This window comes from Phenylobacterium sp. (assembly GCF_030697925.1).
Lineage (GTDB): Bacteria > Pseudomonadota > Alphaproteobacteria > Caulobacterales > Caulobacteraceae > Phenylobacterium.
In genome coordinates this window covers 51,255-76,375 of record NZ_JAUYOJ010000002.1, presented here as the reverse complement: position 1 = coordinate 76,375, position 25,121 = coordinate 51,255, and the positions used below count along the sequence as shown (strand labels likewise).

The window sequence follows — 25,121 nt, the reverse complement described above, 5'->3', positions numbered from 1 at the left end:
GACGATGCAGTCGGCCTCCTGGGCCCCGCCCCAGGCCGAGCGGACCATGGCCCGGTCCAGCCGGCGGCGCGGCGCGAAGATGCCGGGGGTGTCGACCAGGATGATCTGGGCCTCGCCGGCCATGGCCACGCCCCGCACCGGAAAGCGCGTGGTCTGGACCTTCTGGGTGACGATCGAGACCTTGGCCCCCACCAGGCGGTTGGTCAGGGTCGACTTGCCCGCATTGGGGGCGCCGATGATCGCGGCGAAGCCGGCGCGGGTGGTCATTAAGTGCCTTCTCGTTTCAACAACATAGCCATGGCCGCGGCTTTCTCCGCTTCCTGGCGCGACCGGCCCTCGGCCAGTTCGGGTTCGTGGTCGCCGACGTTCACCGAGACGGTGAAGCACGGCGCGTGGTCGGGTCCCGTGCGGTTTACCACCTTATAGGCCGGAAGCGGCATGCCGCGCGCCTGGGCCCATTCCTGAAGCTGGGTCTTGGGATCCTTGATGCGCGGTTCGTCCAGCCGGCTGAACTCCTCGGCCCAGAACTCCAGGAAGAACCTCCGGGCCAGGTCCAGCCCGCCCTCCTCATAGAGGGCGCCCATCAGGGCCTCGCAGGCGTCGCCCAGGACAGTGTCGTTATCGCGCGCCCCGATCTTGCTGGCGGAGGGCGCCAACCTCAGGGCCTCGGCCAGGCCGATCCGCCGGGAGACCCGGGCGCAGGCATGGTAGTTCACCAGCGCGGCCATCAGCCGGCTCATCTCGCCCTCGCGGGCCTCGAGGTCGAGCGCCATCAGCCGCTCGGCGGCCAGCAGGTTCAGCACCCGGTCGCCCAGGAACTCCAACCGTTCGTAATGCCGGACCTTGGTCGCCCCGTCGCCCACGCTGGCGTGGGTGAGCGCCCGTTCCAGGAGCTCGCGATCGCGGAAGACGTGGCCGATGCGGCCTTCGAGTTCGGCGACCGCGGCCTGGCGTCTATTCACTTGAGGACTTGGAAGAACCGGCTGGGTCGAGCGTCGAGGAACCAGGTCCACGGCTTGAAGATCGAGGCTTCCTTGTTCCAGGACAGCATGATGATCTGGGCCTTGCCCACCAGGTTCTCGGCAGGCACGAAGCCCACGCCGATCTCGGACGGCACGCGGCTGTCCAGCGAGTTGTCGCGGTTATCGCCCATGAAGAAGTAGTGGCCCTCCGGCACCACGAAGACGTCGGTCTTGTCGACCTCGCCGTCCGGACCGAAGTCGTAGGTCACGAACGCCTTGTCGTTCGGGAAGATCTCCTTGAAGCGCTCGACGCTGCGGGTGAAGCCATAGCCCGAATCGATCATCACCGGAGGCAGGGCCTCGCTCGGCACCGGTTTCTCGTTCAGATAGAGCTTGCCGTCGCGCATCTGGATGCGGTCGCCCGGCAGGCCGATCAGGCGCTTGATGTAGTCGGTGCGGCCGTCGCGCGGCAGCTTGAAAACCACGATGTCGCCCCGCTGCGGCGCGCGCTCCATGATCCGGCCCGTGAAGATCGGCGGGCTGAACGGGATTGAATGGCGCGAATAGCCGTACGAGAACTTCGAGACGATGATGTAGTCGCCTTCCAGCAGGGTCGGCTCCATCGAGGCCGACGGAATGGTGAAGGGCTGGAAGAACAGCACGCGCAGGAACAGCGCGATCAGCAGGGCGTAGGCGACCGTTTTCACGATCTCCACGAACTCGTTCACCGCGCCGGATTTTTCCGGGGCCGCGGCGGTTTGCGCCTGTTCGGTCATCAACAACGTCCTGACAGATGTCCGGGCTTCGGACAGTGAGCCTAGCTAGACGCTGCTTACGCAAGGAGCAAGCCAGAGGCCCGTGAACTCTGTGTCACGAGGCCCCCGCATTTCGACGCAGCCGGCGGTTGCGGAGATGGCGCCGACGCAAGTGGTCTGGCCCGAAGCGCCAAGGCGGACCATTGCGGCCGAGCAGCGATGCCCTATCTAGTCGCCGGATGACTCGCCCCGCCCTGCCCTGGTTGCATGTCCTGCTCGCCCTGGCCGTGGTCGCGGTATGGGGCACCAATTTCGTGGTCATCCGCATCGGGCTGGACCACCTGCCGCCCCTGACCTTCGCCCTCCTGCGCTTCACCTTCGCCCTGCTGCCGGCGGTGTTCTTCCTGAAGAAACCCGACGTGCCCTGGCGCAACCTGGCGGCCTACGGGATGCTGATCGGAGCGGGCCAGTTCGGCCTGCTCTACATCGCCATCAACGGTCACATCTCGCCAGGCCTGGCCTCGTTGGTGGTCCAGACCCAGGTGTTCTTCACCATCGGCCTGGCCATGTGGATCGCCAAGGAGCGCATCCGGACCTTCCAGATCGTCGCCCTGGCCCTGGCGGCCATCGGCCTGGTGGTCATCGTCGCCCATACCGACGCCAGCGTAACCCCGCTGGGCCTGGGCCTGGTGCTGCTGGCCGCGGCGAGCTGGGCCGGCGGCAACGCCTTCTCCAAGGCCGCGGGCCAGGTGAATATGTTGTCCTACGTGGTCTGGGCCAGCCTGTTCTCCCTGCCGCCCCTGCTGGCCCTGGCCCTGGTGTTCGAAGGCCCGACAGCCATGATCCAGGGTGTTCGGGCCGCCGACGCGGCCACCTGGGGCGCGGTGATCTGGCAATCGGTGGGCAACACCCTGTTCGGCTACGCCGCCTGGGGCTGGCTGCTCTCGCGCCACCCGGCGGCGACCATCACGCCCATGGCCATGCTGGTGCCGGTGTTCGGCATGGGCGCCTCGGCGCTCTGGCTGGGCGAGTCCCTGCCCGACTGGAAGCTGCTGGCCGCGGGCCTGGTGATGAGCGGCCTGGCGCTCAACATCTTCTGGCCGGCCATGGAACGGCGCCTGGCTCAAGCCTAACCACCACAGGCGGCCGCCCGACCGAGCAGGAATTCCTTCTCCCGCGCGTTGCGGCTGAAACCGGCGGCGCGCTCGAACTGCTCCCTGGCTTCGGCCAGCCGGCCCGCCCGAAAGAGGAAATCCCCCTTGGCCGCCGGCAGGGGGGCGTAGTTGCGCAAGGCGGCGGCCTCGGCGATCTCGTCGACGAGGGCCAGGCCGGCCTCCGGCCCGAAGGCCATGCTGTAGGCCACGGCCCGATTGAGATCGACCACCGGCGAGGGCATCACCTGGCTGAGCCGGTCGTAGAGCGCCGCCATGCGCGTCCAGTCGGTGTCCTCCACCCTGTGCGCCCGCGCGTGGCAGGCCGCCAGCGCGGCCTGCAGGGCATAGGGCCCATCGGCGCCGCCCAGGCCCTCGGCGCGCTCCAGGGCGACCAGGCCGCGGCGGATCAGAAGCTGGTCCCAGCGGGCGCGGTTCTGTTCGGTCAGCGGAACCGGCGCGCCGTCCGGCGCCGTGCGAGCGCCCAGGCGCGAGGCCTGAATCTCCATCAGCGCCAGCAGGCCGAAGACCTCGGGCTCGTCGGGCGCGAGGCGGACCAGGATGCGGCCCAGCCTCTGCGCCTCGGCGCACAGGGCCGGGCGGATCAGGTCCTCGCCGGCCGTGGCGAAATAGCCCTCGTTGAAGATCAGGAAGATGACCTCCAGCACCGAGGCGAGGCGCGCCGTCCGCGCCTGGGCGCGGGGAATCTCGAAGGCCAGGCCCGACGCTCCGAGCGTCCGCTTGGCCCGGACGATACGCTGGGCGATGGTCGCCTCGTTGGAGAGGAAGGCGCGGGCGATCTCGTCGGTGGTCAACCCGCCGATCAGCCTCAGGGTCAGGGCCACCCGCGCCTCAGTGGACAGGACCGGATGGCAGGCGGTGAACATCAGGCTCAGAAGCTCATCGCCAATGTCGTCGTCCATGGTCGCTTCGATGTTTTCGACGCCGACTTCGTCCTCCAGGTCCCGGCCGATCTCGGCGTGCTTGCGCGCCAGCATCTTGTTGCGGCGGAACCCGTCGATGGCCCGGCGCTTGGCGGCGGCCATCAGCCAGGCGCCGGGGTTCTTGGGCACACCGGTCTTCGGCCATTCCGATAGGGCGATGACCAGGGCGTCCTGGGCCAGTTCCTCGGCCTGGCCCACATCGCGCACCATCTGGGCCAGGCCCGCGATGAGCCTGGCCCGCTCGATCCGGAAGACCGTCTCGATCGCCTGATGGGTTTCGCTCGCCGCCACGATTCCAGCTTAGGGAGGCGCGGAGCGGCAAGGCAAGTCACGGCCGGCGGGCCTCAGCGGTCGGCCAGCCTTTCGCGGGTGCGGTCGTGCAGCTCGGCGACATCCGGTGTCAGGGCCTCGCCGAAGTCGGCGGCCTCGAACAGCGGGCGAATCTCGATCTCGCTGGGACCCAGCATCGGGTTAGGGCAGCGCTTCACCCACTCGACCGCCTCGGCCATGTCCTTGACCTCCCAGATCCAGAAACCGGCGACCAGCTCGCGGGTCTCGGCGAAGGGACCATCGATGACCGTGCGGCCTGGGCCGTCGAAGGCCACGCGCTTGCCCTTCGCCGAGGGATGCAGGCCGTCGCCGGCCAGCATGACACCGGCGTTCACCAGCTCTTCGTTGTACTTGCCCATGGCTTCGAGCAGCTCGGTCGAGGGCATGATCCCCGCTTCGCTGTCCTTCGTCGCCTTGACCATGACCATGACACGCATCGTCGTTCTCCTTTGCTCGGTTGAGGCCGCACAGGCGTCCTTGCCCAAACGACGAGCGAGCGATGACGGGATCGACAGGCGCGCGATTTTTTTCGAAAAAGATTCCGGGCGGTCGCCTAACCCCGCACGCGAAGCCCTTCCAGCAGCGACCTGAGCGCCGTCACATAGGCGCGCGGATCGCCGCCATGGGCGCCGGCCACGGCGGCTTCGGTGACCGCGCCCAGCAACAGGCGGCCCAACGGCTCCACCGGCTGGCGCGCGATAGTTCCCTGGTCCATGGCGACGCCCAGGGCGCGTGGGATCAAGGCTCCGAAATAGCGGCTATCGATCTCGCGCCACCGCTCCCAACCCAGGACCTTGGGCCCGTCGCCCAGGATGATCCGGCCGTTGGGACCTTGGGAGCAGGCCTCGAAATAGGCCGCCGTGCCCAGACCGATGGAGGCCAGCACGTCGCGGGCGTCCCGCGAAGCGGTCATCACATCGCGCGCCAGGATCTCCGAGGCCTCCTCGAAGACCGCCTCGAACACCGCCTCCTTGGTCGGGAAGTGATGATAGACCGCGCCCTTGGCGACGCCGGCCGCCGCGGCGATCTGGTCGACCGAGGTCGCGGCGAATCCCTGGCGTCCGAACAGGTCGGTCGCGGCCGCCAGGATGGCCGCGCGGGTGGCGGTGCGTCGTTCAGCCTGTTTCGCCATGACCTCAACCTAGCAGCGGATGTCCGGCGCGCCAATTGACATACCGCCGCTCGGTCGGTAAATACCGACCATTAGTCGGTTTATGTAACTCCTCAGGTACGGACCATGGTTTCGCCAGCGCAGATCGAGAAGGCCGCCCGCTTCGCGGCCCTGCACCGCTCGGGGTGTTTCGTGCTTCCGAACGCCTGGGATATCCCCAGCGCCCTGCTCTGCCATGAGGCCGGTTTCCCGGCGGTCGGCACCAGCTCGATGGCCGTGGCCCTGGCCCACGGGGTGCTGGATGGCGAGAAAATCGGCCGCGACCGCATGTTGGCCGCCAGCGGCGCCATCGCCCGTCGGACGCCGATCCCGGTCACCGCCGACCTGGAGGCCGGCTACGGCCCCTCCCCCCGCGACGTCGCCGAGACCGTGCGCATGGCGATCGAGGCCGGCCTGGTCGGCTGCAATCTCGAGGACACCGATCCCGTGACCCGCAGCCTGACCCCGGCGGTGCGCGCCGCCGAACGGATCGCCGCGGCGGTCCAGGCGGCCAAGGCCGCGGGTCTCCCCGACTTCGTGGTCAACGCCCGCACCGATCCCTATTACCACCAGCCCACGGACCCGGCGGCGGCCTTCGCCGAGGCGGTGGTGCGGAGCAACATGTACCTGGCGGCCGGGGCGACCTGCGTCTTCGTGCCAGGGCCCAGCGACCTTGAGACCGCCAAGGCCCTGGTCAGCGCCATCGATGGCCCGGTCAACCTGATGGCCGCGCAGAGGGTCGCCACCGCGCCGTTCCGAGAACTCGCCGCCGCCGGCGTCCGCCGGATCTCCATGGGCGGCAGCCTGATGGCCGCCACCTATGCCCAGGCCGGAGCGGTTCTGGACGAGGTGCGGGCCAGCGGGACCTTCGACTACGCCCTGCGCAGCGGCCCGGCCTTCCGTAACCTGGCCCGGCTGGTCTCCCGCCATCCCGAAGACAGTCACGCCTGAGGAACCCCCATGCCCAGCCGAGAAACCCTCAACGCCTTCGTGGCCCACGTGGTCAGCGGCGACCATGTGGGCGCCATCGAGCGCTATTACGCCGACGACGCCTCCATGCAGGAGAACAACGACCCGCCTCGGGTGGGCCGCGAACTGCTGATGGCCGGCGAGGCCAAGGTGCTGGCCCGGGTCGAGCGGGTGACCACCCAGCTGATGGCTCCGGTCCTGGTGGACGGCGACCAGGTGGCGATCCGCTGGCGCTTCGAATTCTTCCCCAAGGAGGGCCCTTCGCGCGTGATCGAAGAGGTCGCCTGGCAGACCTGGCGCGGCGAGAAGATCGCCCGCGAGACCTTCTTCTACGACCCCAAGCAGATGACCGCCTGAGGTCCGAGTCCCCCGGCTTTCCAGCGTGCCCAAGCCCTGACCTCACCCATCCCGGTTCGCCGGGGCGGGCTTTTTTTGGCTGGTCCTCGATGCGCTTGAGACGAGCGTGGCAGGCGCGCGCCCTTCTCCCCTTGCGGGAGAAGGTGTCGGGCGAGGAGCCCGACGGATGAGGGGTCTCTCAGAACTCACCGGCTAGCTTTCGGCCTGGCTGCAACTCAAATCTCGGACGGACAGGACTTTCGACCCCTCATCCGACCGTTCTCCGAACGGCCACCTTGTCCCGCAAGGGGAGAAGGACGCGCCAGGCCGTTCATCGAGCGTAGCGCTCAGGCCCGACTTTAGTCCGGCAGGGCCTCGATGATCACGAAGGCCTGGGCGTAGGGGTGCTCGTCGGTCAGCGACAGGTGGATGGCGGCGTGATGGCCGGGCGGCATGATCTCGTTGAGCCGGGCCAGGGCTCCGCCGGTAAGCGCCATGGTCGGCTTTCCCGAGCGCAGGTTGACCACCCCCATGTCGCGCCAGAACACCCCGCGCCGCATGCCGGTGCCCAGCGCCTTGGCGCAGGCTTCCTTGGCGGCGAAACGTTTGGCGTAGCTGGCCGCGCGGTCGGGCTTGCGCTCCGAGCGGGTGCGCTCGATCTCGGTGAAGACGCGGTTGGTGAACCGCTCGCCGTGCCGCTCCAGGGTCTTGGCGACCCGGCGAATGTCGGACAGGTCCGAACCCATCCCGATAATCACGCCGCGCGTTCCGCCAAGAGCATTTTCCGCCGAAGCGGCGGCCGGTTCGGCGAAGAAAATGCTCTCATCTTGATATCCTTTGAGCCAATTCCGCTTCGGAATTGGCTCGGGCCTGGTCCATCAGGGCGCGCATCCGCTGGATCGCGGGGACCAGGCCGACGAAGATCGCCTCGCCGATCAGGAAATGGCCGATGTTCAGTTCGGCCAGTTCTGGAATTGCGGCGATCGGCTTGACCGTCTCGTAGTCGATCCCGTGACCGGCGTGGACCTCGAGCCCCAGGCGTCCGGCCTCGGCAGCGGTGTTGCGAAGGTTCGCCAGCAGGCGGTCGGCCTCGCCGGTCCGCTCGCGCACCGCGTCGCAATAGGCGCCGGTGTGCAGCTCGATCACCTGGGCGCCAATGTCCTTGGAGGCCTGGGCCTGGACCGGGTCGGCGTCGATGAAACAGGACACGCGGATGCCCGCCTCGACCAGGCGGCGCACGACCGGGGCGATGGCGTTGTGTCCGCCGGCCACGTCCAGACCGCCCTCGGTGGTCCGCTCCTCACGGCGCTCGGGCACCAGGCAGGCGGCGTGCGGCACGTGGGCGAGCGCGATCGCCTCCATCTCCGCCGTCACCGCCATCTCGAAGTTCAGCGGCCGGCCGCGCTTGCGGGTGATCACCGCCAGAGCCTCGATATCGGCGTCGGAAATGTGCCGTCGGTCCTCGCGCAGGTGGGCGGTGATGCCGTCGGCGCCGGCCGCCATCGCCAGCTCAGCCGCCCGCATCGGATCGGGATAACTTCCGCCCCGGGCGTTGCGGATGGTCGCCACGTGGTCGATGTTCACCCCCAGGCGCAGGCGGGTCATGCGCGCAGCCTCTTGCTGCCCGGCTCCTCGGCGGGGAGGGCCGCCAGTTCGGGCGGAAGTTCGCCCGCGGCGTAGGACGGCACGTCGATGGTGGCCAGCGCCACCAGCGGCCAGCCCACATCAGCCTTTCCGCCGGACCGGTCGACGATGCAGGCGCAGCACAGCACCTTGCCGCCGGCGGCCTCGATGGGCTCGACAGCCTCGCGGAACGAACCGCCCGTGGTGATCACGTCCTCGACCACAACGACCTTGGCGCCCGGCGCGATCGTGAAAGCGCGCCGGAGTTTGAACTTGCCGTCCTCGCGCTCGACATAGATCGATGGGACGTCCAGCCAGCGGGCGACCTCATAGCCCGGGATGATCGCGCCGACCGCGGGCGCAACGATCACGTCTGGCTTGCCGAACTGCGCGACGATCTTTTCCGCCAGCGCCTTGCACAGCCGCGCTGTGCGCTCGGGGTACTGGAACACCAGGTTCTTCTGCAGGAACATCGGGCTGTGACGCCCCGAGGCCAGGATGAAGTGGCCTTCGCGGAGCGCGCCGGCGCCGCGGAATTCTTCGAGGACGTCTTCGGTGTTCATGCTTGGGCCTCCTGCTTGCGGATTACCGAACCCCTGCCAAGCTGTCATCGACCAATTGGCGCGGGGAGCGCAGACCGGTGAAACTCTTCCAAACCTACGACTCCCCCTTCCCCACCCGCGTGCGGCTGCTGCTCTACGCGAAGGGCATCGAGGCCGAGATAATCCAGCCGCCGGGATTCCACGCCTCGGTGGAGACCAAGGACGAGTATCTCAAGATCAATCCCATCGGTCGGGTGCCGACCCTGGTGCTGGACAACGGCCGGGCCCTGCCCGAGTCGGAGGTGATCTGCGAATACCTGGAGGACGCCTATCCCGAGCCCTCCCTGCGGCCCGACGACCCGTGGGAGCGGGCGCGGATGCGGCTGCTGTCGAGGATCTGCGACTTCTACGTGGTCATGGCCATGGTCCCGCTGTTCACTCTGGCCGGCCGCTCTCGGCGTCATTGGGAGCCCGAGGTCGTGAACGCCGCCGTCGGCAAGCTGGCCGAGGCCCTGGCCTATCTTGAGGACTTCATTGGCGAGGAAGGATACGCGATCGGTCGGTCCCTGACCCAGGCCGACGGGGCCATAGCCCCACAGCTGGTGCTGGCCAGCGAATGGATCCCCGGCCTGTTCGGCACGCCCGATCCCTTGGCGACCTTGCCCAGGCTGGCGGCCTATTGGCGAGCGATCCAGACCGATCCCATCGCCGCGCGGCTGATCGCCGAGACCCGGGACGCCATCGCCGAACAGCAGGCCGCGGCCAAGGCGCGGGCGAGCGCCGAGCGCATTGCAACCTGAACGACGCAGATCGGCGGACCGGTGACCGCCGAATGGGCAAGACATTCTCCGCCTGCTGAATGCGTCGCCATGGCTGGAGCAATATATGCCCAGGCGATCCGGTAGATTGACGGCGATCATCTAGATCAGTTGCATGAGAGTCAGGCGGATAGATGCTCCGTTGTCTCTCTCATAAGTATTCAATTTGAACATTCGCTCGGCTTGACCCGCTTTTGCGGGCGCTTCCGTGCGCGAGATCAAGCGACTCATTGCGGCTGTTTCTGAACCGGCCGTCAAAAACTGAGCGCCAGGGAGGAGTCCAGGCCGGGTTCTCGTGGGGATCATAGGGGAAATCGGCAAATGAAAGCGTATCTGGCAGCCGCGAGCCTGCTCGCCCTGGCCACGGCGTCGCCCGCATGGGCGGACGAGAGTAGCGACACGGTCGACGAGGTGATCGTCACCGGCACGCGGTCGACCACACGCACGGTCACCACCAGCCTGGCGCCCATCGACGTCCTGTCGGCCGAAGTGCTCCAGAAGAGCGGCAAGCAGTCCACGCGGGACCTGATCTCCACCCTGGTGCCGTCGGCCAACACCTCGAACTCGGGGGCCGGGGCCAGCTTCGCCATCAAGACAGTGTCGCTTCGCGGCCTGGCCGGCGACCAGACCCTGGTGCTTGTGAACGGCAAGCGGCGGCACAATACGGCCATCCTGTTCGTCAACGGCACCACACAGAACGGACAGTCGCCCCCCGATCTCGACCTGATCCCCTCCTCGGCCGTCGAGCGCATCGAGGTGCTGCGCGACGGCGCCTCGGCCCAGTATGGCTCCGACGCCCTGGCCGGGGTGATCAATATCATCCTGAAGGACGACGCCGAGGGCGGCGGCTTCACCGCCCTGGCCGGCATGACCGGCAAGGGCGACGGCGAAACCCTCCAGGGCTCGCTGAACCACGGCTTCTCGTTCGGGGAGACCGGCTATCTGAACCTCACCCTGGACGCCCGGACCACCAACACCGCCGACCGCGGCAAGTTCACGCCCTTCACCGGGACCTTCTATTTCCCCGTGAACGGCCAACCCGACCCGCGCGAAGGGACCCACACCCGCCACACCGCCCACCCAGGCAGCCCGCAGGTGCAGTTCTATTCCCTGGCCTATAACGGTGGCTACGAGCTCGGCGACGGCATCAAGCTCTACTCGTTCGGCACCATCGCCAGCCGCCAGACGGCCGCCTGGCTGACCTACCGGCCGCCGAACAGCATCTTGAACAATGTCGCGGTCTATCCCGACGGCTATGTGGTGCGCCTGAAGCTGGACGACCAGGACTGGCAGTTCGCCCTGGGCGCCAAGGGCGACAACCTGTTCTCCTTCGCCTGGGACCTCTCGACGACGCTCAGCAAGAACGAGGTCGGCTATTATGAGAACTCGCTCAACGCCTCGATGGGCCCGGCCAGCCCCAGCTTCTTCTATCTGGGGACGCTGACTTTCAAGGAGTGGACCACCAATTTCGACATCAACCGCGAGTTCGACATCGGGCTGGAGAAGCCGCTGTTCCTCGCCATCGGCGCCGAATACCGCAAGGACGAGTTCACCATCGGGGTGGGCGAATCGGCCTCGTACATCTCGGGCGGCTATGTCGCCCCGGCCGGCACGCCGCTGGCCGGTCAGCTCACGGCCGGCGGGTCGCAGGGTGTGTCGGGCTTCCCGCCCTTCGCCGCCGGGACCTTCGAGCGCGACAACAAGAGCGTCTACATCAATGTCGAACAGGCGCTGAGCGACAGCTTCGAGATCTCTCTGGCCGGGCGCTATGAGAGCTATTCCGACTTCGGCGAGACCACGACCGGCAAGATCTCCGCGCGCTGGGAGCCCTTCGACGGGGTCGCCGTCCGCGGCACCGCCTCGACCGGCTTCCGGGCCCCGTCGCTGCAGCAGCAGCACTATGGCTCGGCCAGCACGATCAATGTCGCCCTGCCCGGCCAACCGGCCCAGCTCGGCCCGTCGCAGATCCTGCCGTCCGACAATCCCGCGGCCATCGCCCTGGGCGCCAAGCCGCTCGAGCCCGAGGAGTCGACCAGCTACTCCCTGGGCCTGGTGATGAACCCGCTGCCGGCGCTGAGCGCCACACTCGACGTCTACCAAATCGAGATCAAGAACCGGATCATGCAGAGCGAGCAGCTGGGCCCCAACGCCACGGTCAGCGCCGTGCTGGTCAGCCAGGGGCTCAATCCCGGGCAGGCGGCGTTCTACTACGCCAACGCCGCCGACATGACGACCAAGGGCGTCGACTTCGTGGTCGACTACCGCACGGACTTCGGGGACTACGGCGCGGTCCGCTGGACCTTCTCGGCCAACTACAACAAGAGCGAGTTCGACCGCATCACCCCGCCCCCGCCGCAACTGGCCGCCGCCGGCCTAGTCCTGGTGGGCCGCTCGCGGATCGGCGACTTCACGGTCGGCACGCCGCGCGACAAGCAAATCCTCTCGGCCGACTACACGCGCGGTCGCTTCAACGCCAATGTCCGCGTCACCCGCTATGGCGAGGTCATCCAGCGGAACTCGGTCAATCCCCGGCTGGACGAGACCATCTCCCCGACCGGCATCGTAGACCTGGACCTCAGCTATGAGGTGACCGACGCCGTCAAGGTCTCGCTGGGCGCCAACAACCTGCTCGACACCTATCCAGACGTGGTTCAGCCGGCCAATCGGGGCGGGGCCAACCCCTTCGTCTATTTCAACCAGTACTCGCCGTTCGGAATCACCGGCGGCTTCTACTACACCCGGCTCAATTGGAAGTTCTGAGTATGCTCGTGGGGACAAGCGCTTGAAGGATCCACGGAACGGCGGCGTCGACCGCCGCGGGGTGTTGTCGCTGGGCGGGACGGCGATCGCCGCCACGGCTCTCCCGGGCATGGCGGCCAGGGCCCAGACCTCGGCAGGATCGGTGACCCTGACCGAGGGCACCAACATCGCCGTCGCCGCCTCGCCCGACGGCAAGAGCGTGGCCTTCGACCTGTTCGGAGTGATCTGGACGGTTCCCGTCGGCGGCGGCGTGGCCACCCGGCTGACGGACAACCTCACCGACGGCGCCCAGCCGAGTTGGTCGCCGGACGGCAAGCGCCTGGTCTTCCAGTCCTATCGCGACGGCAATTTCCATGTCTGGTCGGTGGGCGCCGACGGGACGGGCCTGAAGCAGCACACCTCCGGGCCCTTCGATTCCCGCGAGCCGCGGTTCGCCCCGGACGGCAAGCGGGTGGCCTTCTCGTCGGACCGCACCGGGGTCTGCGCCATCCACGTGCTGGACCTCGCCACTGGTGAAACGAAGCTCTGGGCCCAGGTGGCGGGCCAGGCCTGTCAGCCGGCCTGGTCGCCGGACGGAACCCGGATCGCCTTCGCGGTCGACCGGTCCCGGGTGATGACCGCGGACGCCACGGGCGCGACCACGGTGGCCGCGGCGGTGAAGGCCTCCGCCGACCGGATGAGCCCGACCGAACTGCACAGCCCGGGCTTCGCCCCGGATGGGACGATCGTCTACAGCGTCATTGAGGCTGGAACCGTCCAGCTCCGCACCGCGGACGGAGTCCTGTTCACCGGCGAGGACGTCTTCCCCTTCCGCCCAACCTGGCTGCCCGGCGGCGACCTGGTTTACGCGGCCAATGGCAAGATACGCCGGCGCGCGGGGGGGACGGCCACCGACATCCCATTCTCGGTCACCATCCCCGTCGCCAAGCCGAAATACGCCAAAGCCAAGCGCGACTACGACGGCGCAGGCCCGAAGCCCGTCGTGGGGATCGGCTCGCCCGCCCTGTCTCCGGACGGCAAGACCGTAGTGTTCCGGGCGCTGAACGCCCTCTACCTGCTGCCCATCGGAGGCAAGCCCGCGCCTCTGGTGAAGGACGGGTTCTGGGCCTGTGATCCGGCCTTTTCGCCGGACGGGGCGACCCTGGCCTATTCCTCCGACCGTGGGGGTAAGCTCGATATCTGGCTGCGGACCCTGGCGACGGGCGCCGAGCGCCAGCTGACCCGGCACAAGGGCGCGGCGGTGTCGGCCGCGTGGTCTCGGGACGGCAAGTCCGTCGCCTTCCTGGACCAGACCGGGGCGCTGCACACCGTAGCGGTGGAGACCGGCGCCATCCGCCAAGTGTTCGACGCCATCTGGGAACCTGGCAAGCCCACCTGGAGCCCGGACGGCGCGACCTTGGCCCTGGCCGCCTTCAAGCCCTATTCCGCCCGCTTCCGCGAGGGGCTGAGCGAGATCCTCACCATCGACGTGGCGACAGGGGCGGCGACCTATCAGCCAGTCTTCCCGGACAAGTCGCTGGGCACGCGGGGCGACGACGGCCCGGTCTGGTCGCCGGACGGCAAGAGCCTGGCCTTCGTCTTCGCCAGCCGCCTCTGGACCGTACCGGTCGACGCCAAGGGCAGGTTCCAGGCCGAACCCAGGGCGCTGAACAATGAGGTCACCGACGCCCCGACCTGGAGCGGCGATTCCCAAAGCCTGCTCTATCTTTGCAACGGCAAGCTCAGGCTGATCGCGGCGGCAGGCGGCGCAACCCGGACCGTCCCGCACAGCCTGACCTGGGCGCTGGCCAGGCCGCAGGGCAAGGTCGTGGTCCGGGCCGGCAAGCTCTGGCAGGGACTGAGCCCCGAACAGCGCCGCGACGTCGACATCGTCATCACGGGAAATCGGATCGCCGACATCGTGCCCGCCGGACAGGCCACGATGGGCGACGCCAAGCTGGTGGAGGGTCCCAGCGTCATCCCCGGCCTGGTGGAGATGCACGCCCACCGCCAGATGCAGGGCTATGGCTACGGCGACCGCGAGGGGCGGCTATGGCTGTCCCTGGGGGTCACCACCGCCCGTTCGCCGGGATCGCCGGCCTATCACATGGTCGAGGACCGCGAGGCCATCGACGCCGGTGCGCGGCTCGGCCCGCGCTATTTCTCGACCGGCGAGGCCATCGACGGCTCGCGCATCTTCTACAACTTCATGCGGCCGGTCACCGAGCCCGGCCAGATGCAGCTGGAGCTCGCCCGCGCCAAGGCCCTCTCCTACGACCTGATCAAGGCCTATGTCCGCCTGCCTCTGGAGGCCCAGCGCGACGTCACCGCCTGGGCCCACGCCAACGGCATACACGTGACTTCGCACTACCACTATCCGGCCCTGGCCTTCGGCCTGGACGGGATGGAGCATATGGGGGCCACCAGCCGCTTTGGCTATTCCCGGACCGTCAGCGCCCTGGGCGCCAGCTACCAGGACGTCACCGCCCTGTTCGCGGCCTCTGGGGCCCGGCGCACGCCGACGCTCTTCCAATCCTCGGTCCTTTACGGGACCGACCGCTCCCTGGTGGATGACCCGCGGGTCAAGGCGCTCTATCCGCCCTGGGAATACGCCCGCCTCACCGAGCGGGCCGCCCAGGCCGCGGCCGGCGATCCCAAGGTGGCCCTGGCCTCGCTGGAGCGGAACGTGGCCCATCTGAAAGCGATACTAGCCGGCGGCGGGCGGGTGGTGACGGGGACCGACTCTCCAATCGATTTCAACGGGATCAGCCTGCACATGAACCTGCGGGCGATGGTGAAATACGGGATGAGCGCCTACGAGGCGCTCACCACCGCCACGCGCTATTCCGGCGAATACCTGGCGCAGCCGCTGGGGGTCATCGCCAAGGGCATGCTGGCCGACCTGGTGGTCACCGATGGCGACCCCCTGGCGCGGATCGAGGACGCCGCGGCCGTCCGCCAGGTGATCAAGAATGGCGAGGTCTACGACATCGCCACGCTCATCGCGCCCTTCGCCAACGCGACCCAGGCCGACGCCCGCCCGATCCGCCGCAACGCCGCCAGGCCGGCTTTCTGGTGGCACGAGGCATCCTATGTGGCCGCCAGCCGGGCGGCCTGCTGCAGCGACCCGGCCTGCCAGCCGGCGCGCGGCTTCTACGCGACCGAGGTCTAGGCGGAACTCACCACGCCCAGCTCCAGTCCTTGGCGGTGGGCCGGCAGCCGCCGTCTGACCAGCCCTTCCAGGCACGGCCGCGCACGACCTTGCCAGCCTTGGCGCCAGTCGGCTCGCCATCAGCCAGCACCACCGCGCCATTGACCACCACGTGGCTGACCCCGGTGGCGAACTGCTTGGGCGCCTCGTAGGTCCCCTTGTCGCCCACCGTGCCGGGATCGAACACCACGAGGTCGGCGAAGTAGCCCGCCTTCAGCAGGCCGCGGTCCTTCAAGCCCAGGTTCCTGGCCGGCAAGTCCGAGAGCCGATGGATCGCGCTCGGCAGGGTCGTGGCCTTCTCCTCGCGCACATACTTGCCCAGCAGGCGAGCGAAGTTGCCGTAGGCGCGGGGATGGGTGCTGGACCTCATGAACACCCCCTCGGGGGCCTGGGCCGAGGCGTCGGAGCCGAAGCTCATCCAGGGCAGCGCCGTCTGGCGCTTCACATTCTCCTCGGACATCAGGAAATAGACCACCTGGACCCGGCTCCCATCCTCGATGACCAGGTCGATGGCGGCGTCCTCCGGCGAGACGCCGCGAGCCTTGGCCACCTCCGCCAGGGTCTTGCCGGTCAAGCCCTTCAGCGCCGGGTTCTTGAACCCGACCAGCAGGGTCCCCTCGGGCCCGGCGTGGCGGTAGAGGTTCTCGAAGGCCGGCTTCTCCTGGCGTATCTCGGCCAGGACCTTGGCCCGGGTCGCCGGGTCCTTCATGCGGCCGATCCAGGCCTCCGCCCCGCCCGCCTGCACCCAGGGCGGCATGGCGGCGTCCAGGCCGGTGGAGCCGGCGGTGTAGGTGTACATGTCGGCCGTGATCCGCTGGCCCTTGCCCCGGGCGGCCTCGATCCGCGCGATGGCCGCCTCGATCTTCGGCCAGTTGGCCCGGCCGGCGGCCTTCAGGTGGTAGATCTCGGCCGGCGCCCCCGACAGCCGCGAGATCTCGATCAGTTCGTCGATGGCCTCCAGCAGCCGGTCGGCCTCCGAGCGCATGTGGCTAATATAGATCCCGCCGCAGCGGCCGGCCTCGGCGGCGAGCGCCGTGAGCTCCGGGGTCTCGGCATAGCTGGCCGGCGCATAGATCAGCGATGAGCCGACACCCAGCGCCCCGTCCTCCATCGCCTCGACCACCAGTTTGCGCATGGCCAGGAGCTGTTCCGGCGTCGGATCGACGTCGCCCTCGCCCAGCACATGCTGGCGCGCGGTGGCCGCGCCAATGAAGGAGGCGACATTGATCGAGATCCCCCGCCGCTCGAGGAAGGTCAGGTACTCGTCGAGGGTGGTCCATTCGATGGGGTACTTGATGTCCCCCATCCGCTGGATCTCGAGCCGCTTCATCTCCGGCGACAGCGGGCCCATGGAGGTCCCCTCGCCCATCACTTCCAGCGTCACGCCCTGTCTCAGGTCCGACAGGCCCCGGCCGTCGGCGATCAGGCTCTCGGTCGCCCAGGAGAGCATGTTGATGAAGCCGGGCGAGACCGCCTTGCCGCGCGCGTCGATCACGGCCTTGCCGGCGCCGGGCGCGCGGGGCCCCACATAGGCGATACGGTCGCCCGAGATCGCCACCTCGCCCTTGAACGGCGTGCCGCCCGAGCCGTCATAGACCTCGGCGTTGCGGATCAGCAGGTCATAGGGTGCGCGCTGGGACGGCGTGGCGCAGCCGGCGAGCAGGACGGCGGTGAGCGAGACGGCGACGAGAGTTCTCATCGGCCCATCTGAGGCGAGAATCTGTCGCGTGTCAGGCGGCTCGGAAAATTTTTCGAATCCCCGGGAACCGGCCGCCCGGATCGCCTGTTAATCATTCGGTTGAACGCGAAAGCCGACAACCACGCCCGATCTGGCATCCAATGAAACGGAAACAGATCGGACAAGAAGCCCGGAGGATTTCCCCGATTCACCTCGGAGCGACCCCCGGGCTTCGCTGTATCTGGACTCCTGCAAAGCTCGTCGGCTCCCGTCCATTCTCCCCTTGCGGGAGAAGGATGCGCGATCCGACCGCCACGGAGAGCGTCTAGCCCTTGGCCCGGTCGACCGTCTCGATGGACGGGTTGGCGCGCAGGGCCGCGGCGATGTGGGTCAGGTGCTTGGCGTCCTTGACCTCGATGTCGAAATCCACGTCGAAAAAGTCCGCCTGGCGACGGTGCATGCGCAGGTTGACGATATTGCCGCCAGCCTCGCCGATCACCGTGCAGGCCTGGCCCAGCACGCCTGGCGCATTGTGGATGGTGGCGGTCAGGCGCGAGAGGGTGACGGTGTTGCGCTCGGCCTCCGGCGTCCATTGCAGGTCGCGCCAGAGCTCTTCACGGTCCTCGTATTCGGCCAACGTCGCGCAGTCGATGGTGTGAATGGTCAGGCCAGTGCCGTCAGGTTCGATGATGCCGACGATGCGGTCGCCGGGCACGGGCGTGCAACAGGCCCCGAAGTGCAGCGACACCCCGGGCGTCAGGCCGCCGCCGCGCACATAGAGCCGCGCGGCCTTGCCGCCCTCGATCCGGCGGGTGGCCACGGCGGCCTCGCGGTCGGAGGCCTTCAGGCCCGGGAAGATCACGTCCAGCAGCTGGGTCGGCGAGAGCCGCCCGCGGCCGACGGTTTCGAACAGCTCGTCCTCGCCGGCGATGGCGAAGCGCTCCAGGGCCGGGCGCAGGGAGACGTCCTTGCGCGCCTTGCCGGCCCGCTCGAAGGTCTGGTCGACCGTGGCGCGGCCCAGGCGGGTGAACTCTTCCTTCTCCGTCTGGCGGATATGGCGGCGGATCGCCGAACGCGCCCGGCCGGTGACGGTCAGCGAGCGCCAGTCCGGCGGCACCACGGGCTTGGGGCCCCGCACCACCTCGACCACGTCGCCGTTCTGCAGGATGGTCCGCAGCGGCTTCAGCTCGCCGTTGATCTTCACCCCGATGCAGGTGTCGCCCACGTCGGTGTGGACGGCGTAGGCGAAGTCCAGCGCCATGGCGCCCCGCGGCAGGCTGACCAGCTTGCCCTTGGGCGTGAACACGAAGGCCTGGTCGAGATACATCTCGAGCTTGGCGTGCTCCACCAGCTCCTCGACATCGCCGCCGTGCTCCAGCACCTGGACCAGGTGGCGCAGGTTGAGCAGCGGATCGCGACCGCCGGCGTCAGCCTGGGCCTCCGCATCGAAACCGTACGACTTGTCCTTGTAGCGCCAGTGCGCGGCCACCCCGTCCTCGGCCACCCGGTCCATGGCCTCGGTGCGGATTTGCATCTCGATGCGCATGCCCTTGGGGCCGACCACCGTGGTGTGCAGCGAGCGGTAGTTGTTGCGTTTGGGCGTGGAGATGAAGTCCTTGAACCGCTCCGGCACGCTGGGCCAGGCGCGGTGGATGACGCCGAGCGCCGCGTAGCAGTCGCCCTCGCTGTCGACGATCACCCGGAAGGCGTAGATGTCGGAAAGCTGGGAGAAGCCGATCGACTTGCGCTGCAGCTTCCGCCAGATCGAATAGGGGTTCTTCTCGCGGCCGAAGACCCGGGCGGATATTCCCCCATTCTCGAGCTTGGCGGCGATTTCGCCGGAGACCACGGCCACCGCCCCGCCCTGCTCGACCCGCAGATTCGCCAGCCGCCGACCGATAGCGTCGCGGGCCACGGGGTTCAGGTGCTCGAAGGCGAGCTCCTCCAGCTCCGAACAGATGCGGTGACAGCCGATGGACCGGGCCAGGGGCGCGTAGATGTCCAGGGTCTCGCGGGCGATGCGCTCACGCTTGGCCGGGCTCGTGATGTAGTGGAGCGTGCGCATGTTGTGCAGGCGGTCGGCCAGCTTGACCATCAGGACACGCACGTCCTTGGAGATGGCCAGGATGAACTTGCGCAGGTTCTCGGCCTGCTTGGTGTGCTCGCTGTTGAGTTCCAGCTTGGTGAGCTTGGTGACCCCCTCGACCAGCTCTGTGATCTCGGCCCCGAACAGGGCCTTGATGTCGTCGGGGGTGACCGGGGTGTCCTCGATCACGTCGTGCAGCAGCGCCGTGACGATGGTCGAGGTGTCGAGCCGATAGTCGGTCAGGATGCCCGCCACTTCGATGGGGTGGGCGAAATAGGGGTCGCCGGAGGCGCGCTTCTGCGAGCCATGCATGCGCATGGCGTAGACATAGGCGCGGTTGAGGATCGCCTCGTCCGCGGTCGGGTCGTAGGAGCGGACCTTCTCGATCAGCTCGTACTGGCGCAGGAGTTTAGGACGCTTGCTGGACGGCGCGTCCCTTTGATCGGCGGCGGTCGCCGCCTTCAGGGTGAGGGGTTCTGGGCCTTCGAGGCTCAGTACCGCTCCTCCTGACCGCCGTCACGGTCGCTCTGCAGCGCGCGGACCAGTTCCAGCTCGCTCATCTGCATGTGGGTCGGATCGGCCAGCAGGGCGAGGGTTTCAGCCTCTTCCTCGGCTTCCGAACGCTCGTCGACCCGTTGCAGGGTCCCGATCAGGTTCTCGCGCAGCTCGTCGGCGTCGACCACGTCGTCGGCGATCTCGCGCAGCGAGACGACCGGGTTCTTGTCGTTGTCGCGGTCGACGAGAAGCTGGGCGCCGGCCGAAATGGCGCGGGCGCGATGGGCCGCCAGCAGCACGAGGCTGAAGCGGTTGGGAACCTTCTCGACGCAATCTTCGACGGTGACGCGGGCCATGGAATCCTCAGAGGAGCGGTAGAACCCCGCAAAATAGAGGTTCTGCGCTCATTGTGCAACGCCGCAAAGGTCGCAACCGCACGACTCACACGCTCCTAGACCGAGATCGCCATGCCCCTTTTGATCGTCGCGCCTCTGGACGTGTCTCGACCGGATCTCGCGCGCATTGAGGCGATGCGCCGACGGCACGACCCTCACCATGCCCTAATCGGGGCCCACGTGACCTTGGTCTTCGGCTTTGAAGAGCCTGGCGCCGGTGTCGCCGCCGCCCATCTCTCGGCCGTCGCCGCGACGCAAGGCGCTATCGCACTTCGCCTGGCGGCCTATCTCACGGTTCGTGACGCCGAGGACCGACACAGCCACGTCTTCATGGTTCCAGACCATGGCAGGGCGGAGATCGAAGCCCTGCACGATTCGCTCTACGCCGGTCCGCTCGCGCAGGGTCTTCGGGCCGACATCCCATTCATTCCCCACGTGACGGTTGCGGCCCGCGACGACCATTCCGCCGCGGTGGCTCTCGCCCGCTCCTTCGGCCAGGTCGGAATCTCGGCGCGGCTATCGGCCTTGGAACTGATCGAATTTTCCGGCGAGCAGGTCCGACTACTTCACCGGGTTGAGCTTCCAGGCTGAAGCAGCCGGCTGTTCAGCCCCACCGTGATGGAGGTTTTGCGCTCATTATGACCGCCGCGGCGTCCGGCCTCACCAGCGCAGGACGCGCGGGCCGATCAGGGCGCCGAACGTCGTGGGAGTCAGCACCCCCGCCACATACCACACCGCCACGAAGGCCGGGGCGAGTTCCGGACAGTGGAAGGCGTAGACCGCCGCGCCGACGCCGCCCGCAAACAGACCAGCCGCAGCCCCCGCCAGCCGCGGCCGGGTCGGCGCCATTCGCCGCAGGACCAGGAGCGCCCCGACCAGGGCCGGGACCGACAGGCTCGCCACCCGCCAGGGGCACTCGCGCCAAGTCCGGCCCATGACGAGCTCGGCGCGCAGTTCCGCTGGCGCCCCCAGCAACTGGATCGCCGCAGCCAGCCAGAGCAGGGCGAGCGGCGCCAGCGCCAGGGCGATCAGCCAGGGCCTGGCCGCGCCGGGCCGCGCCAGCCGCGTGGCGGCGGCCAGCCCCGCCAGGGCCATGGCCAGGCCGAACCCGGCCTTGCCCAACCAGGCCGGCGTCTCGATCATCGTGGCCAGGCGTGGCTGCAGGCCCAGGGTGATGAGCATCAGCCCCGCTGTGGCCGCCACGCCGCCGGCGACGGCGAGGGCCCACCATCGCGCAGGGCGACCGACTGTCTCGGCCTCGGCGTTGCGGCCCAGCATCTCGGCGAGGTCGTCAGTGTGCATCGTCGGGCCTCACGACTTGAACCTCACCGCCAGGGCCCTCAAGCCCCTGTGCACGCCGATCTTCACCGCCGAAACCGACAGGCCGGTGCGGGCCGCAGCCTCGGCGACGCTCAAGCCCTCCAGCTTGACCAGGCGGATTGGCTCGCGCTGCTTCGCGGGCAGTGTCTCCAGCATCGCCCGGACATCCCGCTGGGCGTCGCAGGCGTCGTGTTCCATCTCGGCGAACAATTCCTCGATCCGATCCTCCACCGGATCGTGCAGGGCCTCGCGGCGGCGGTGGCGGCGGTGCCAATCGACCAGCTTGTAGCGCGCCACGGCGTAGGCCCAGGCCGTAAAGGGCTGACCGGCGTCGTAGGTGTGGCGTCGCGCATGCACCGCCAGCAGGGTCTCTTGCACCAGGTCCTCGCAGTCCTCCGGCCAGCCGACCAACCGGCGCCGGAAAAAGGCGCGCAGCCGCGGGGTCAATTCGCGCAACAGGTCGCGATAGGCGGTCCCGTCGCCCGACAGGCCGTCGATCATCAGGCGCCGTAAGCGCTGTTCGATCTCCTGCACGCGCGGTCACGTCCATAAGTTCGTCGCCGAGACCCTTTCGGTTACAAGCTTCGCTGCGAAAAGAGAACCGCTCGCGTTCCGCTGCTCCCGCGAGAAATAATTTCGCGTCGCCTGTAACCGCGGCGGCGGCGGCGGCGAATTCCTCACCGAGGCCGGGATCGACCCGGGCTCCCCGAAACCACCGTGAGGACACCCATGCAGACCCAGACCCTCGTCGCCTCGGCGCTTTCCGCCCTGGCGCTCTCCGCCCTCGTCGCCAGCGCCGCGACCGCACAGACCGCCCCCGCCAAGCCGGGAGCCGCCACCGAGAAGTGCTACGGCGTCGCCAAGGCCGGCAAGAACGACTGCGCCGCTGGGCCCGGCACCACCTGCGCCGGCACGGCCAAGCGCGACTACCAGGGCAATGCCTGGGTCCACGTCGCGGCCGGCACCTGCACCACGATCAAGACGCCCAAGGGTATGGGCTCCCTGAGCCCGATCCCCGGCCGCTGATCCCAGGGCCGGAGCACGCCATGAACCACGACCTGACCGCTGGACTGGGCCTGAAGCCCATCCACTATCAAGAGGCGCTGGCCGCTTCGGCGGGCGGGCTGTGGTTCGAGGTCCATCCCGAGAACTACATGGCGGACGGCGGGCCGCGGCTCACCTGGCTCGAGCGCATGGGAGCCCGCCGTCCCCTCTCCTTCCATGGCGTGGCCCTGTCGCTCGCCGCGGACGCGGACCCCGATCGCGGCCATCTCGCGCGCCTGAAGGACCTGGTCGACCGCTTCAAGCCGGCCCTCGTCTCCGAGCATCTGGCCTGGTCGGCTTGGCGGGGGGCCTACCATCCCGACCTGCTGCCCTTTCCGCGAACGCGCCAGGCGCTCACTCGGATCGCGGCCAACGTGCACCGGGCGCAGGACGCACTGGGCCGCCCCATCGCCGTGGAGAACCCTAGCCACTACATGCCTATCGACGGGCACGACTGGGACGAGATCGATTTCCTGAGCGAGTTGGTGCGTCGCACCGGCTGCAGCCTGTTGCTGGACGTCAACAACGTCTTCGTCAGCGCCAACAACCTCCGCTTTTCGGCGGAAGCCTATCTCGACGCCTTTCCCGGCGAACACGTCGCTGAAATCCATCTGGCCGGCCACGCCGAAGACCCGGACCTGGGCCGCGCCCTGCTGATCGACAGCCATTCCGCGCCTGTCGCCGATCGGGTCTGGGCCCTGTACGAGCGCCTGGTCGCGCGGATCGGCCCCCGGCCGACACTGATCGAGCGCGACGACGATATACCCGCCTTCGCCGAGCTGATGGCCGAGCGTGATCGCGCCCATGCGGTGCTGACGACCTGCAGCCGCGGGGTCGCCGCATGAGCCCGCTAGCTGCCTGGCAGGACGCCTTCGCCGCGGGCCTGAGGGGAGCGGAGCATCCCCTGGCCGCGCATCCCGCCTTCGCCGTCTACCGCAATACGGTCTGGAAGGGCTGGATCGACGCCTTGGAAGCCAATTATCCCGCCATTGCCGCGCTGACCGGGTCGGACTGGACTCGCGCCGCGGCCGCCGCCTTCGCCGAGATCCACGCGCCGAGCTGTCCGATGCTGTCGCTCTACGGCGAGGGCTTCGCCGACTTCCTGGTCGAGTTCCCCCCGGCGGGTTTGCTTCCCTTCCTCCCCGACATCGCCCGGCTCGATCGGGGCTGGACCGAGGCCCACCTGGCGGCGGACGTCCCGGTGCTCGGGTTCGGCAGCCTGGCGGAGCTTGACGCCGGGGCGATGGAGCGAACGCGTTGTCGCCTGCATCCCTCAGCCCGCTTCGCCTGGTTCGAGACCACCATTCCGACGCTGTGGCTGGCCAATCGAACCGACTTCGAGGGCGGTGAACTGCTGCTCGACGATCGCCCCGAAGGCTTGCTGCTGGCGCGCCCGGCGGAAAGCGTCGAGGCCCTGGTCCTGGATGCGGCGGCCTTCGCCTTCCTCGACGCCTCCCGGAGCGGCGCAACCCTGCTCGACTGCGCCATCGCCGCCCTGGCCACTGATCCCAGGGCCGAGCTGGGCAGCCTGCTGGGCCGCTTGATCGGCTTCGGCGCCTTCACAGACTTCATCCCTATCGAACCGGAGCCGCCCCATGTCCCTGCTTGAAACCGCGCGCGCGCCATTCGCCCTGGCGGGCGCGGCCGCCGAACGCGCCCTGCCGCAGGCCCTCCTGTCGTTCGTCGCGCGCCTCGGCATAGCCGGGGTCTTCTGGCAGTCCGGACGCACCAAGGTCGACGGCCTGCTGCACCTGCGCGACGGGACCTATGTGCTCTTCGCCGAGGAATACAGGGTGCCGCTGATCCCGAGCGACCTCGCCGCGCACCTGGCGACCTACGCCGAGCACGCCTTCCCGATCCTGCTGGTCCTGGGCCTGTTCACCCGCTTCGCGGCCCTGGCCCTGCTCGGCATGACCCTGGTGATTCAGATCTTCGTCTATCCCGACGCCTGGCCGACCCACCTGTCCTGGGCGGCGATCCTAATCTTCCTCGTCGCCCGTGGCGGCGACGCCTGGTCGCTGGACCGCGCGCTCAGGATCGCCTGACGGACGGCCGGACCGGCCTCGCGTCCAGGCCCACCGTCGCGTTGGCGGCCAGTTCCGCCGCGGTCCTGCCCAGCACGGGATGACGCCACTCCGGCGCGATCTCGGCCAGGGGGCCCATGACGAACAGCCGCTCGTGGGCGCGGGGGTGCGGCAGGGTCAGGTTCGGATCGTCTGAGACCGTCCTGCCGTGGGCGATGAGGTCGAGATCGAGCGTCCGCGCGGCGTTCCGCGCACCACGTTCGCGCCCGAACGCCACCTCGAGGTTGAACAATGTTCGGATTACGTGTTCGGGGGGCTGTCGAGCCTCGACAAGCACGACGCCGTTGCGATACTCCTGGCCTGTCGGGTCCGGCCAGGCGGCGGAGCGCCACCAGGACGACCGGGCCACCAGAGGCAATCCCGCCTCTGCGAAACGCGCGAGCGCCGCTTCGAGAAGGGCTTCGGACGACCCAAAGTCGCCGGCGATATTTCCGCCAAGGGCGATGATGACCGCCTCGTCCGCCTTCAAGCCCAACGCCCCATTTCCAG

The 25,121-nt window shown here is 68.5% G+C and carries 26 protein-coding genes; 11 read left to right on the top strand and 15 right to left on the bottom strand.

The window, feature by feature from the left end; translation table 11 throughout:
* The 3 genes from Q8Q88_RS00410 to lepB form a co-directional block, all read right to left on the bottom strand.
* Window positions 1-267 (bottom strand): GTPase (locus Q8Q88_RS00410; RefSeq protein ID WP_305582659.1); only part of this gene is annotated, 267 nt, incomplete at its 3' end.
* Window positions 267-962 carry a ribonuclease III gene (gene rnc, locus Q8Q88_RS00405; RefSeq protein ID WP_305673218.1) on the bottom strand — a complete coding sequence of 232 codons (696 nt, stop codon included), beginning with the start codon at window positions 960-962 and terminating at the stop codon, window positions 267-269. The genes rnc and Q8Q88_RS00410, both read right to left, overlap by 1 nt.
* The gene (lepB, locus tag Q8Q88_RS00400) at window positions 959-1,738 is read right to left on the bottom strand and encodes a signal peptidase I (RefSeq protein WP_305673217.1); all 780 of its coding nucleotides are present in this window, start codon (window positions 1,736-1,738) and stop codon (window positions 959-961) included. The genes rnc and lepB overlap by 4 nt, the downstream gene beginning before the upstream one ends.
* 218 nt (window positions 1,739-1,956) lie before the next feature.
* Between lepB and Q8Q88_RS00395 the strand changes: the two genes are divergently transcribed.
* On the top strand, window positions 1,957-2,850 hold the full coding sequence (locus Q8Q88_RS00395) for an EamA family transporter (RefSeq protein WP_305673216.1): 894 nt from the start codon (window positions 1,957-1,959) through the stop codon (window positions 2,848-2,850).
* Here Q8Q88_RS00395 and Q8Q88_RS00390 read toward each other — a convergent pair.
* The 3 genes from Q8Q88_RS00390 to Q8Q88_RS00380 all read right to left on the bottom strand — a co-directional run bounded on the left by Q8Q88_RS00390 (window position 2,847) and on the right by Q8Q88_RS00380 (window position 5,274).
* Window positions 2,847-4,103, bottom strand: a complete 1,257-nt coding sequence (locus tag Q8Q88_RS00390) for an RNA polymerase sigma factor (protein WP_305673215.1) — start codon at window positions 4,101-4,103, stop codon at window positions 2,847-2,849. The genes Q8Q88_RS00395 and Q8Q88_RS00390 overlap by 4 nt on opposite strands.
* A 53-nt stretch (window positions 4,104-4,156) precedes the next feature.
* Window positions 4,157-4,579 carry a YciI family protein gene (locus Q8Q88_RS00385; protein ID WP_305673214.1) on the bottom strand — a complete coding sequence of 141 codons (423 nt, stop codon included), beginning with the start codon at window positions 4,577-4,579 and terminating at the stop codon, window positions 4,157-4,159.
* Window positions 4,580-4,695: 116 nt separating this feature from the next.
* Complete coding sequence (locus Q8Q88_RS00380; RefSeq protein ID WP_305673213.1) at window positions 4,696-5,274, bottom strand: TetR/AcrR family transcriptional regulator; 579 nt, start codon at window positions 5,272-5,274, stop codon at window positions 4,696-4,698.
* Window positions 5,275-5,379: 105 nt separating this feature from the next.
* On the opposite strand from Q8Q88_RS00380, the gene Q8Q88_RS00375 reads away from it, so the two are divergent.
* Both Q8Q88_RS00375 and Q8Q88_RS00370 read left to right on the top strand, forming a co-directional pair.
* On the top strand, window positions 5,380-6,243 hold the full coding sequence (locus Q8Q88_RS00375) for an isocitrate lyase/phosphoenolpyruvate mutase family protein (protein WP_305673212.1): 864 nt from the start codon (window positions 5,380-5,382) through the stop codon (window positions 6,241-6,243).
* Window positions 6,244-6,252: 9 nt separating this feature from the next.
* Window positions 6,253-6,618: a nuclear transport factor 2 family protein gene (locus Q8Q88_RS00370; RefSeq protein WP_305673211.1), complete on the top strand. Its 366-nt coding sequence runs from the start codon at window positions 6,253-6,255 to the stop codon at window positions 6,616-6,618.
* A gap of 338 nt (window positions 6,619-6,956) precedes the next feature.
* On the opposite strand, the gene acpS is transcribed toward Q8Q88_RS00370, so the two are convergent.
* The 3 genes from acpS to pyrE form a co-directional block, all read right to left on the bottom strand.
* Window positions 6,957-7,355, bottom strand: a complete 399-nt coding sequence (gene acpS, locus Q8Q88_RS00365; RefSeq protein ID WP_305673210.1) for a holo-ACP synthase — start codon at window positions 7,353-7,355, stop codon at window positions 6,957-6,959.
* A 64-nt stretch (window positions 7,356-7,419) separates the two neighbouring features.
* Complete coding sequence (locus tag Q8Q88_RS00360; protein WP_305673209.1) at window positions 7,420-8,202, bottom strand: pyridoxine 5'-phosphate synthase; 783 nt, start codon at window positions 8,200-8,202, stop codon at window positions 7,420-7,422.
* Complete coding sequence (gene pyrE / locus Q8Q88_RS00355; RefSeq protein WP_305673208.1) at window positions 8,199-8,783, bottom strand: orotate phosphoribosyltransferase; 585 nt, start codon at window positions 8,781-8,783, stop codon at window positions 8,199-8,201. The genes Q8Q88_RS00360 and pyrE overlap by 4 nt, the downstream gene beginning before the upstream one ends.
* Before the next feature lie 77 nt (window positions 8,784-8,860).
* On the opposite strand from pyrE, the gene Q8Q88_RS00350 reads away from it, so the two are divergent.
* From Q8Q88_RS00350 to Q8Q88_RS00340, 3 genes are all read left to right on the top strand, one after another.
* On the top strand, window positions 8,861-9,562 hold the full coding sequence (locus Q8Q88_RS00350; RefSeq protein WP_305673207.1) for a glutathione S-transferase family protein: 702 nt from the start codon (window positions 8,861-8,863) through the stop codon (window positions 9,560-9,562).
* A 339-nt stretch (window positions 9,563-9,901) separates the two neighbouring features.
* On the top strand, window positions 9,902-12,340 hold the full coding sequence (locus Q8Q88_RS00345) for a TonB-dependent siderophore receptor (protein ID WP_305673206.1): 2,439 nt from the start codon (window positions 9,902-9,904) through the stop codon (window positions 12,338-12,340).
* A gap of 22 nt (window positions 12,341-12,362) precedes the next feature.
* The gene (locus Q8Q88_RS00340) at window positions 12,363-15,491 is read left to right on the top strand and encodes an amidohydrolase family protein (RefSeq protein WP_305673205.1); all 3,129 of its coding nucleotides are present in this window, start codon (window positions 12,363-12,365) and stop codon (window positions 15,489-15,491) included.
* Between the two features lie 7 nt (window positions 15,492-15,498).
* Here Q8Q88_RS00340 and Q8Q88_RS00335 read toward each other — a convergent pair whose 3' ends face one another.
* The 3 genes from Q8Q88_RS00335 to rpoZ form a co-directional block, all read right to left on the bottom strand.
* Window positions 15,499-17,229, bottom strand: coding sequence for an amidohydrolase family protein (locus tag Q8Q88_RS00335; protein WP_305673204.1), 1,731 nt, complete (start codon window positions 17,227-17,229; stop codon window positions 15,499-15,501).
* A 304-nt stretch (window positions 17,230-17,533) separates the two neighbouring features.
* Window positions 17,534-19,759 (bottom strand): bifunctional (p)ppGpp synthetase/guanosine-3',5'-bis(diphosphate) 3'-pyrophosphohydrolase, encoded by a 2,226-nt coding sequence (locus Q8Q88_RS00330; RefSeq protein WP_305673221.1) that lies wholly within the window; start codon window positions 19,757-19,759, stop codon window positions 17,534-17,536.
* A gap of 26 nt (window positions 19,760-19,785) precedes the next feature.
* The gene (rpoZ, locus tag Q8Q88_RS00325) at window positions 19,786-20,145 is read right to left on the bottom strand and encodes a DNA-directed RNA polymerase subunit omega (RefSeq protein WP_254836994.1); all 360 of its coding nucleotides are present in this window, start codon (window positions 20,143-20,145) and stop codon (window positions 19,786-19,788) included.
* A 111-nt stretch (window positions 20,146-20,256) separates the two neighbouring features.
* Between rpoZ and Q8Q88_RS00320 the strand changes: the two genes are divergently transcribed.
* A complete protein-coding gene (locus Q8Q88_RS00320; RefSeq protein WP_305673203.1) occupies window positions 20,257-20,775 on the top strand; it encodes a 2'-5' RNA ligase family protein in 519 nt (172 codons plus the stop codon).
* 69 nt (window positions 20,776-20,844) lie between these two features.
* On the opposite strand, the gene Q8Q88_RS00315 is transcribed toward Q8Q88_RS00320, so the two are convergent.
* Together Q8Q88_RS00315 and Q8Q88_RS00310 are read right to left on the bottom strand one after the other, a co-directional pair.
* Window positions 20,845-21,486, bottom strand: coding sequence for a DUF1109 domain-containing protein (locus Q8Q88_RS00315; protein WP_305673202.1), 642 nt, complete (start codon window positions 21,484-21,486; stop codon window positions 20,845-20,847).
* Between the two features lie 9 nt (window positions 21,487-21,495).
* Window positions 21,496-22,038: a sigma-70 family RNA polymerase sigma factor gene (locus Q8Q88_RS00310; RefSeq protein WP_305673201.1), complete on the bottom strand. Its 543-nt coding sequence runs from the start codon at window positions 22,036-22,038 to the stop codon at window positions 21,496-21,498.
* 195 nt (window positions 22,039-22,233) lie between these two features.
* Between Q8Q88_RS00310 and Q8Q88_RS00305 the strand changes: the two genes are divergently transcribed.
* Genes Q8Q88_RS00305 through Q8Q88_RS00290 form a run of 4 tightly spaced genes read left to right on the top strand, consistent with a single transcriptional unit; the run spans window position 22,234 to window position 24,593 of the window.
* On the top strand, window positions 22,234-22,530 hold the full coding sequence (locus Q8Q88_RS00305) for a DUF2282 domain-containing protein (RefSeq protein WP_305673200.1): 297 nt from the start codon (window positions 22,234-22,236) through the stop codon (window positions 22,528-22,530).
* A 20-nt stretch (window positions 22,531-22,550) separates the two neighbouring features.
* Window positions 22,551-23,393: a DUF692 domain-containing protein gene (locus Q8Q88_RS00300; protein ID WP_305673199.1), complete on the top strand. Its 843-nt coding sequence runs from the start codon at window positions 22,551-22,553 to the stop codon at window positions 23,391-23,393.
* A complete protein-coding gene (locus Q8Q88_RS00295) occupies window positions 23,390-24,157 on the top strand; it encodes a DNA-binding domain-containing protein (RefSeq protein ID WP_305673198.1) in 768 nt (255 codons plus the stop codon). The genes Q8Q88_RS00300 and Q8Q88_RS00295 overlap by 4 nt, the downstream gene beginning before the upstream one ends.
* Complete coding sequence (locus Q8Q88_RS00290) at window positions 24,144-24,593, top strand: DoxX family protein (RefSeq protein ID WP_305673197.1); 450 nt, start codon at window positions 24,144-24,146, stop codon at window positions 24,591-24,593. The genes Q8Q88_RS00295 and Q8Q88_RS00290 overlap by 14 nt, the downstream gene beginning before the upstream one ends.
* On the opposite strand, the gene folK is transcribed toward Q8Q88_RS00290, so the two are convergent.
* The gene (gene folK, locus Q8Q88_RS00285; protein WP_305673196.1) at window positions 24,580-25,107 is read right to left on the bottom strand and encodes a 2-amino-4-hydroxy-6-hydroxymethyldihydropteridine diphosphokinase; all 528 of its coding nucleotides are present in this window, start codon (window positions 25,105-25,107) and stop codon (window positions 24,580-24,582) included. The two genes, Q8Q88_RS00290 and folK, sit on opposite strands and share 14 nt — an antisense overlap.
* Between the last annotated feature and the right edge of the window lie 14 nt (window positions 25,108-25,121).

Bases quoted from the DNA above. Each gene is read 5' to 3' on its own strand.
- Q8Q88_RS00315 (WP_305673202.1), bottom strand. From the start codon at position 21,486: ATGCACACTGACGACCTCGCCGAGATGCTGGGCCGCAACGCCGAGGCC.
- Q8Q88_RS00305 (WP_305673200.1), top strand. From the start codon at position 22,234: ATGCAGACCCAGACCCTCGTCGCCTCGGCGCTTTCCGCCCTGGCGCTC.
- Q8Q88_RS00385 (WP_305673214.1), bottom strand. From the start codon at position 4,579: ATGCGTGTCATGGTCATGGTCAAGGCGACGAAGGACAGCGAAGCGGGG.
- pyrE (WP_305673208.1), bottom strand. From the start codon at position 8,783: ATGAACACCGAAGACGTCCTCGAAGAATTCCGCGGCGCCGGCGCGCTC.
- Q8Q88_RS00345 (WP_305673206.1), top strand. From the start codon at position 9,902: ATGAAAGCGTATCTGGCAGCCGCGAGCCTGCTCGCCCTGGCCACGGCG.
- Q8Q88_RS00320 (WP_305673203.1), top strand. From the start codon at position 20,257: ATGCCCCTTTTGATCGTCGCGCCTCTGGACGTGTCTCGACCGGATCTC.
- Q8Q88_RS00395 (WP_305673216.1), top strand. From the start codon at position 1,957: ATGACTCGCCCCGCCCTGCCCTGGTTGCATGTCCTGCTCGCCCTGGCC.
- Q8Q88_RS00370 (WP_305673211.1), top strand. From the start codon at position 6,253: ATGCCCAGCCGAGAAACCCTCAACGCCTTCGTGGCCCACGTGGTCAGC.
- Q8Q88_RS00290 (WP_305673197.1), top strand. From the start codon at position 24,144: ATGTCCCTGCTTGAAACCGCGCGCGCGCCATTCGCCCTGGCGGGCGCG.
- Q8Q88_RS00295 (WP_305673198.1), top strand. From the start codon at position 23,390: ATGAGCCCGCTAGCTGCCTGGCAGGACGCCTTCGCCGCGGGCCTGAGG.
- Q8Q88_RS00375 (WP_305673212.1), top strand. From the start codon at position 5,380: ATGGTTTCGCCAGCGCAGATCGAGAAGGCCGCCCGCTTCGCGGCCCTG.
- rpoZ (WP_254836994.1), bottom strand. From the start codon at position 20,145: ATGGCCCGCGTCACCGTCGAAGATTGCGTCGAGAAGGTTCCCAACCGC.
- lepB (WP_305673217.1), bottom strand. From the start codon at position 1,738: ATGACCGAACAGGCGCAAACCGCCGCGGCCCCGGAAAAATCCGGCGCG.
- Q8Q88_RS00380 (WP_305673213.1), bottom strand. From the start codon at position 5,274: ATGGCGAAACAGGCTGAACGACGCACCGCCACCCGCGCGGCCATCCTG.
- Q8Q88_RS00335 (WP_305673204.1), bottom strand. From the start codon at position 17,229: ATGAGAACTCTCGTCGCCGTCTCGCTCACCGCCGTCCTGCTCGCCGGC.
- Q8Q88_RS00300 (WP_305673199.1), top strand. From the start codon at position 22,551: ATGAACCACGACCTGACCGCTGGACTGGGCCTGAAGCCCATCCACTAT.
- Q8Q88_RS00360 (WP_305673209.1), bottom strand. From the start codon at position 8,202: ATGACCCGCCTGCGCCTGGGGGTGAACATCGACCACGTGGCGACCATC.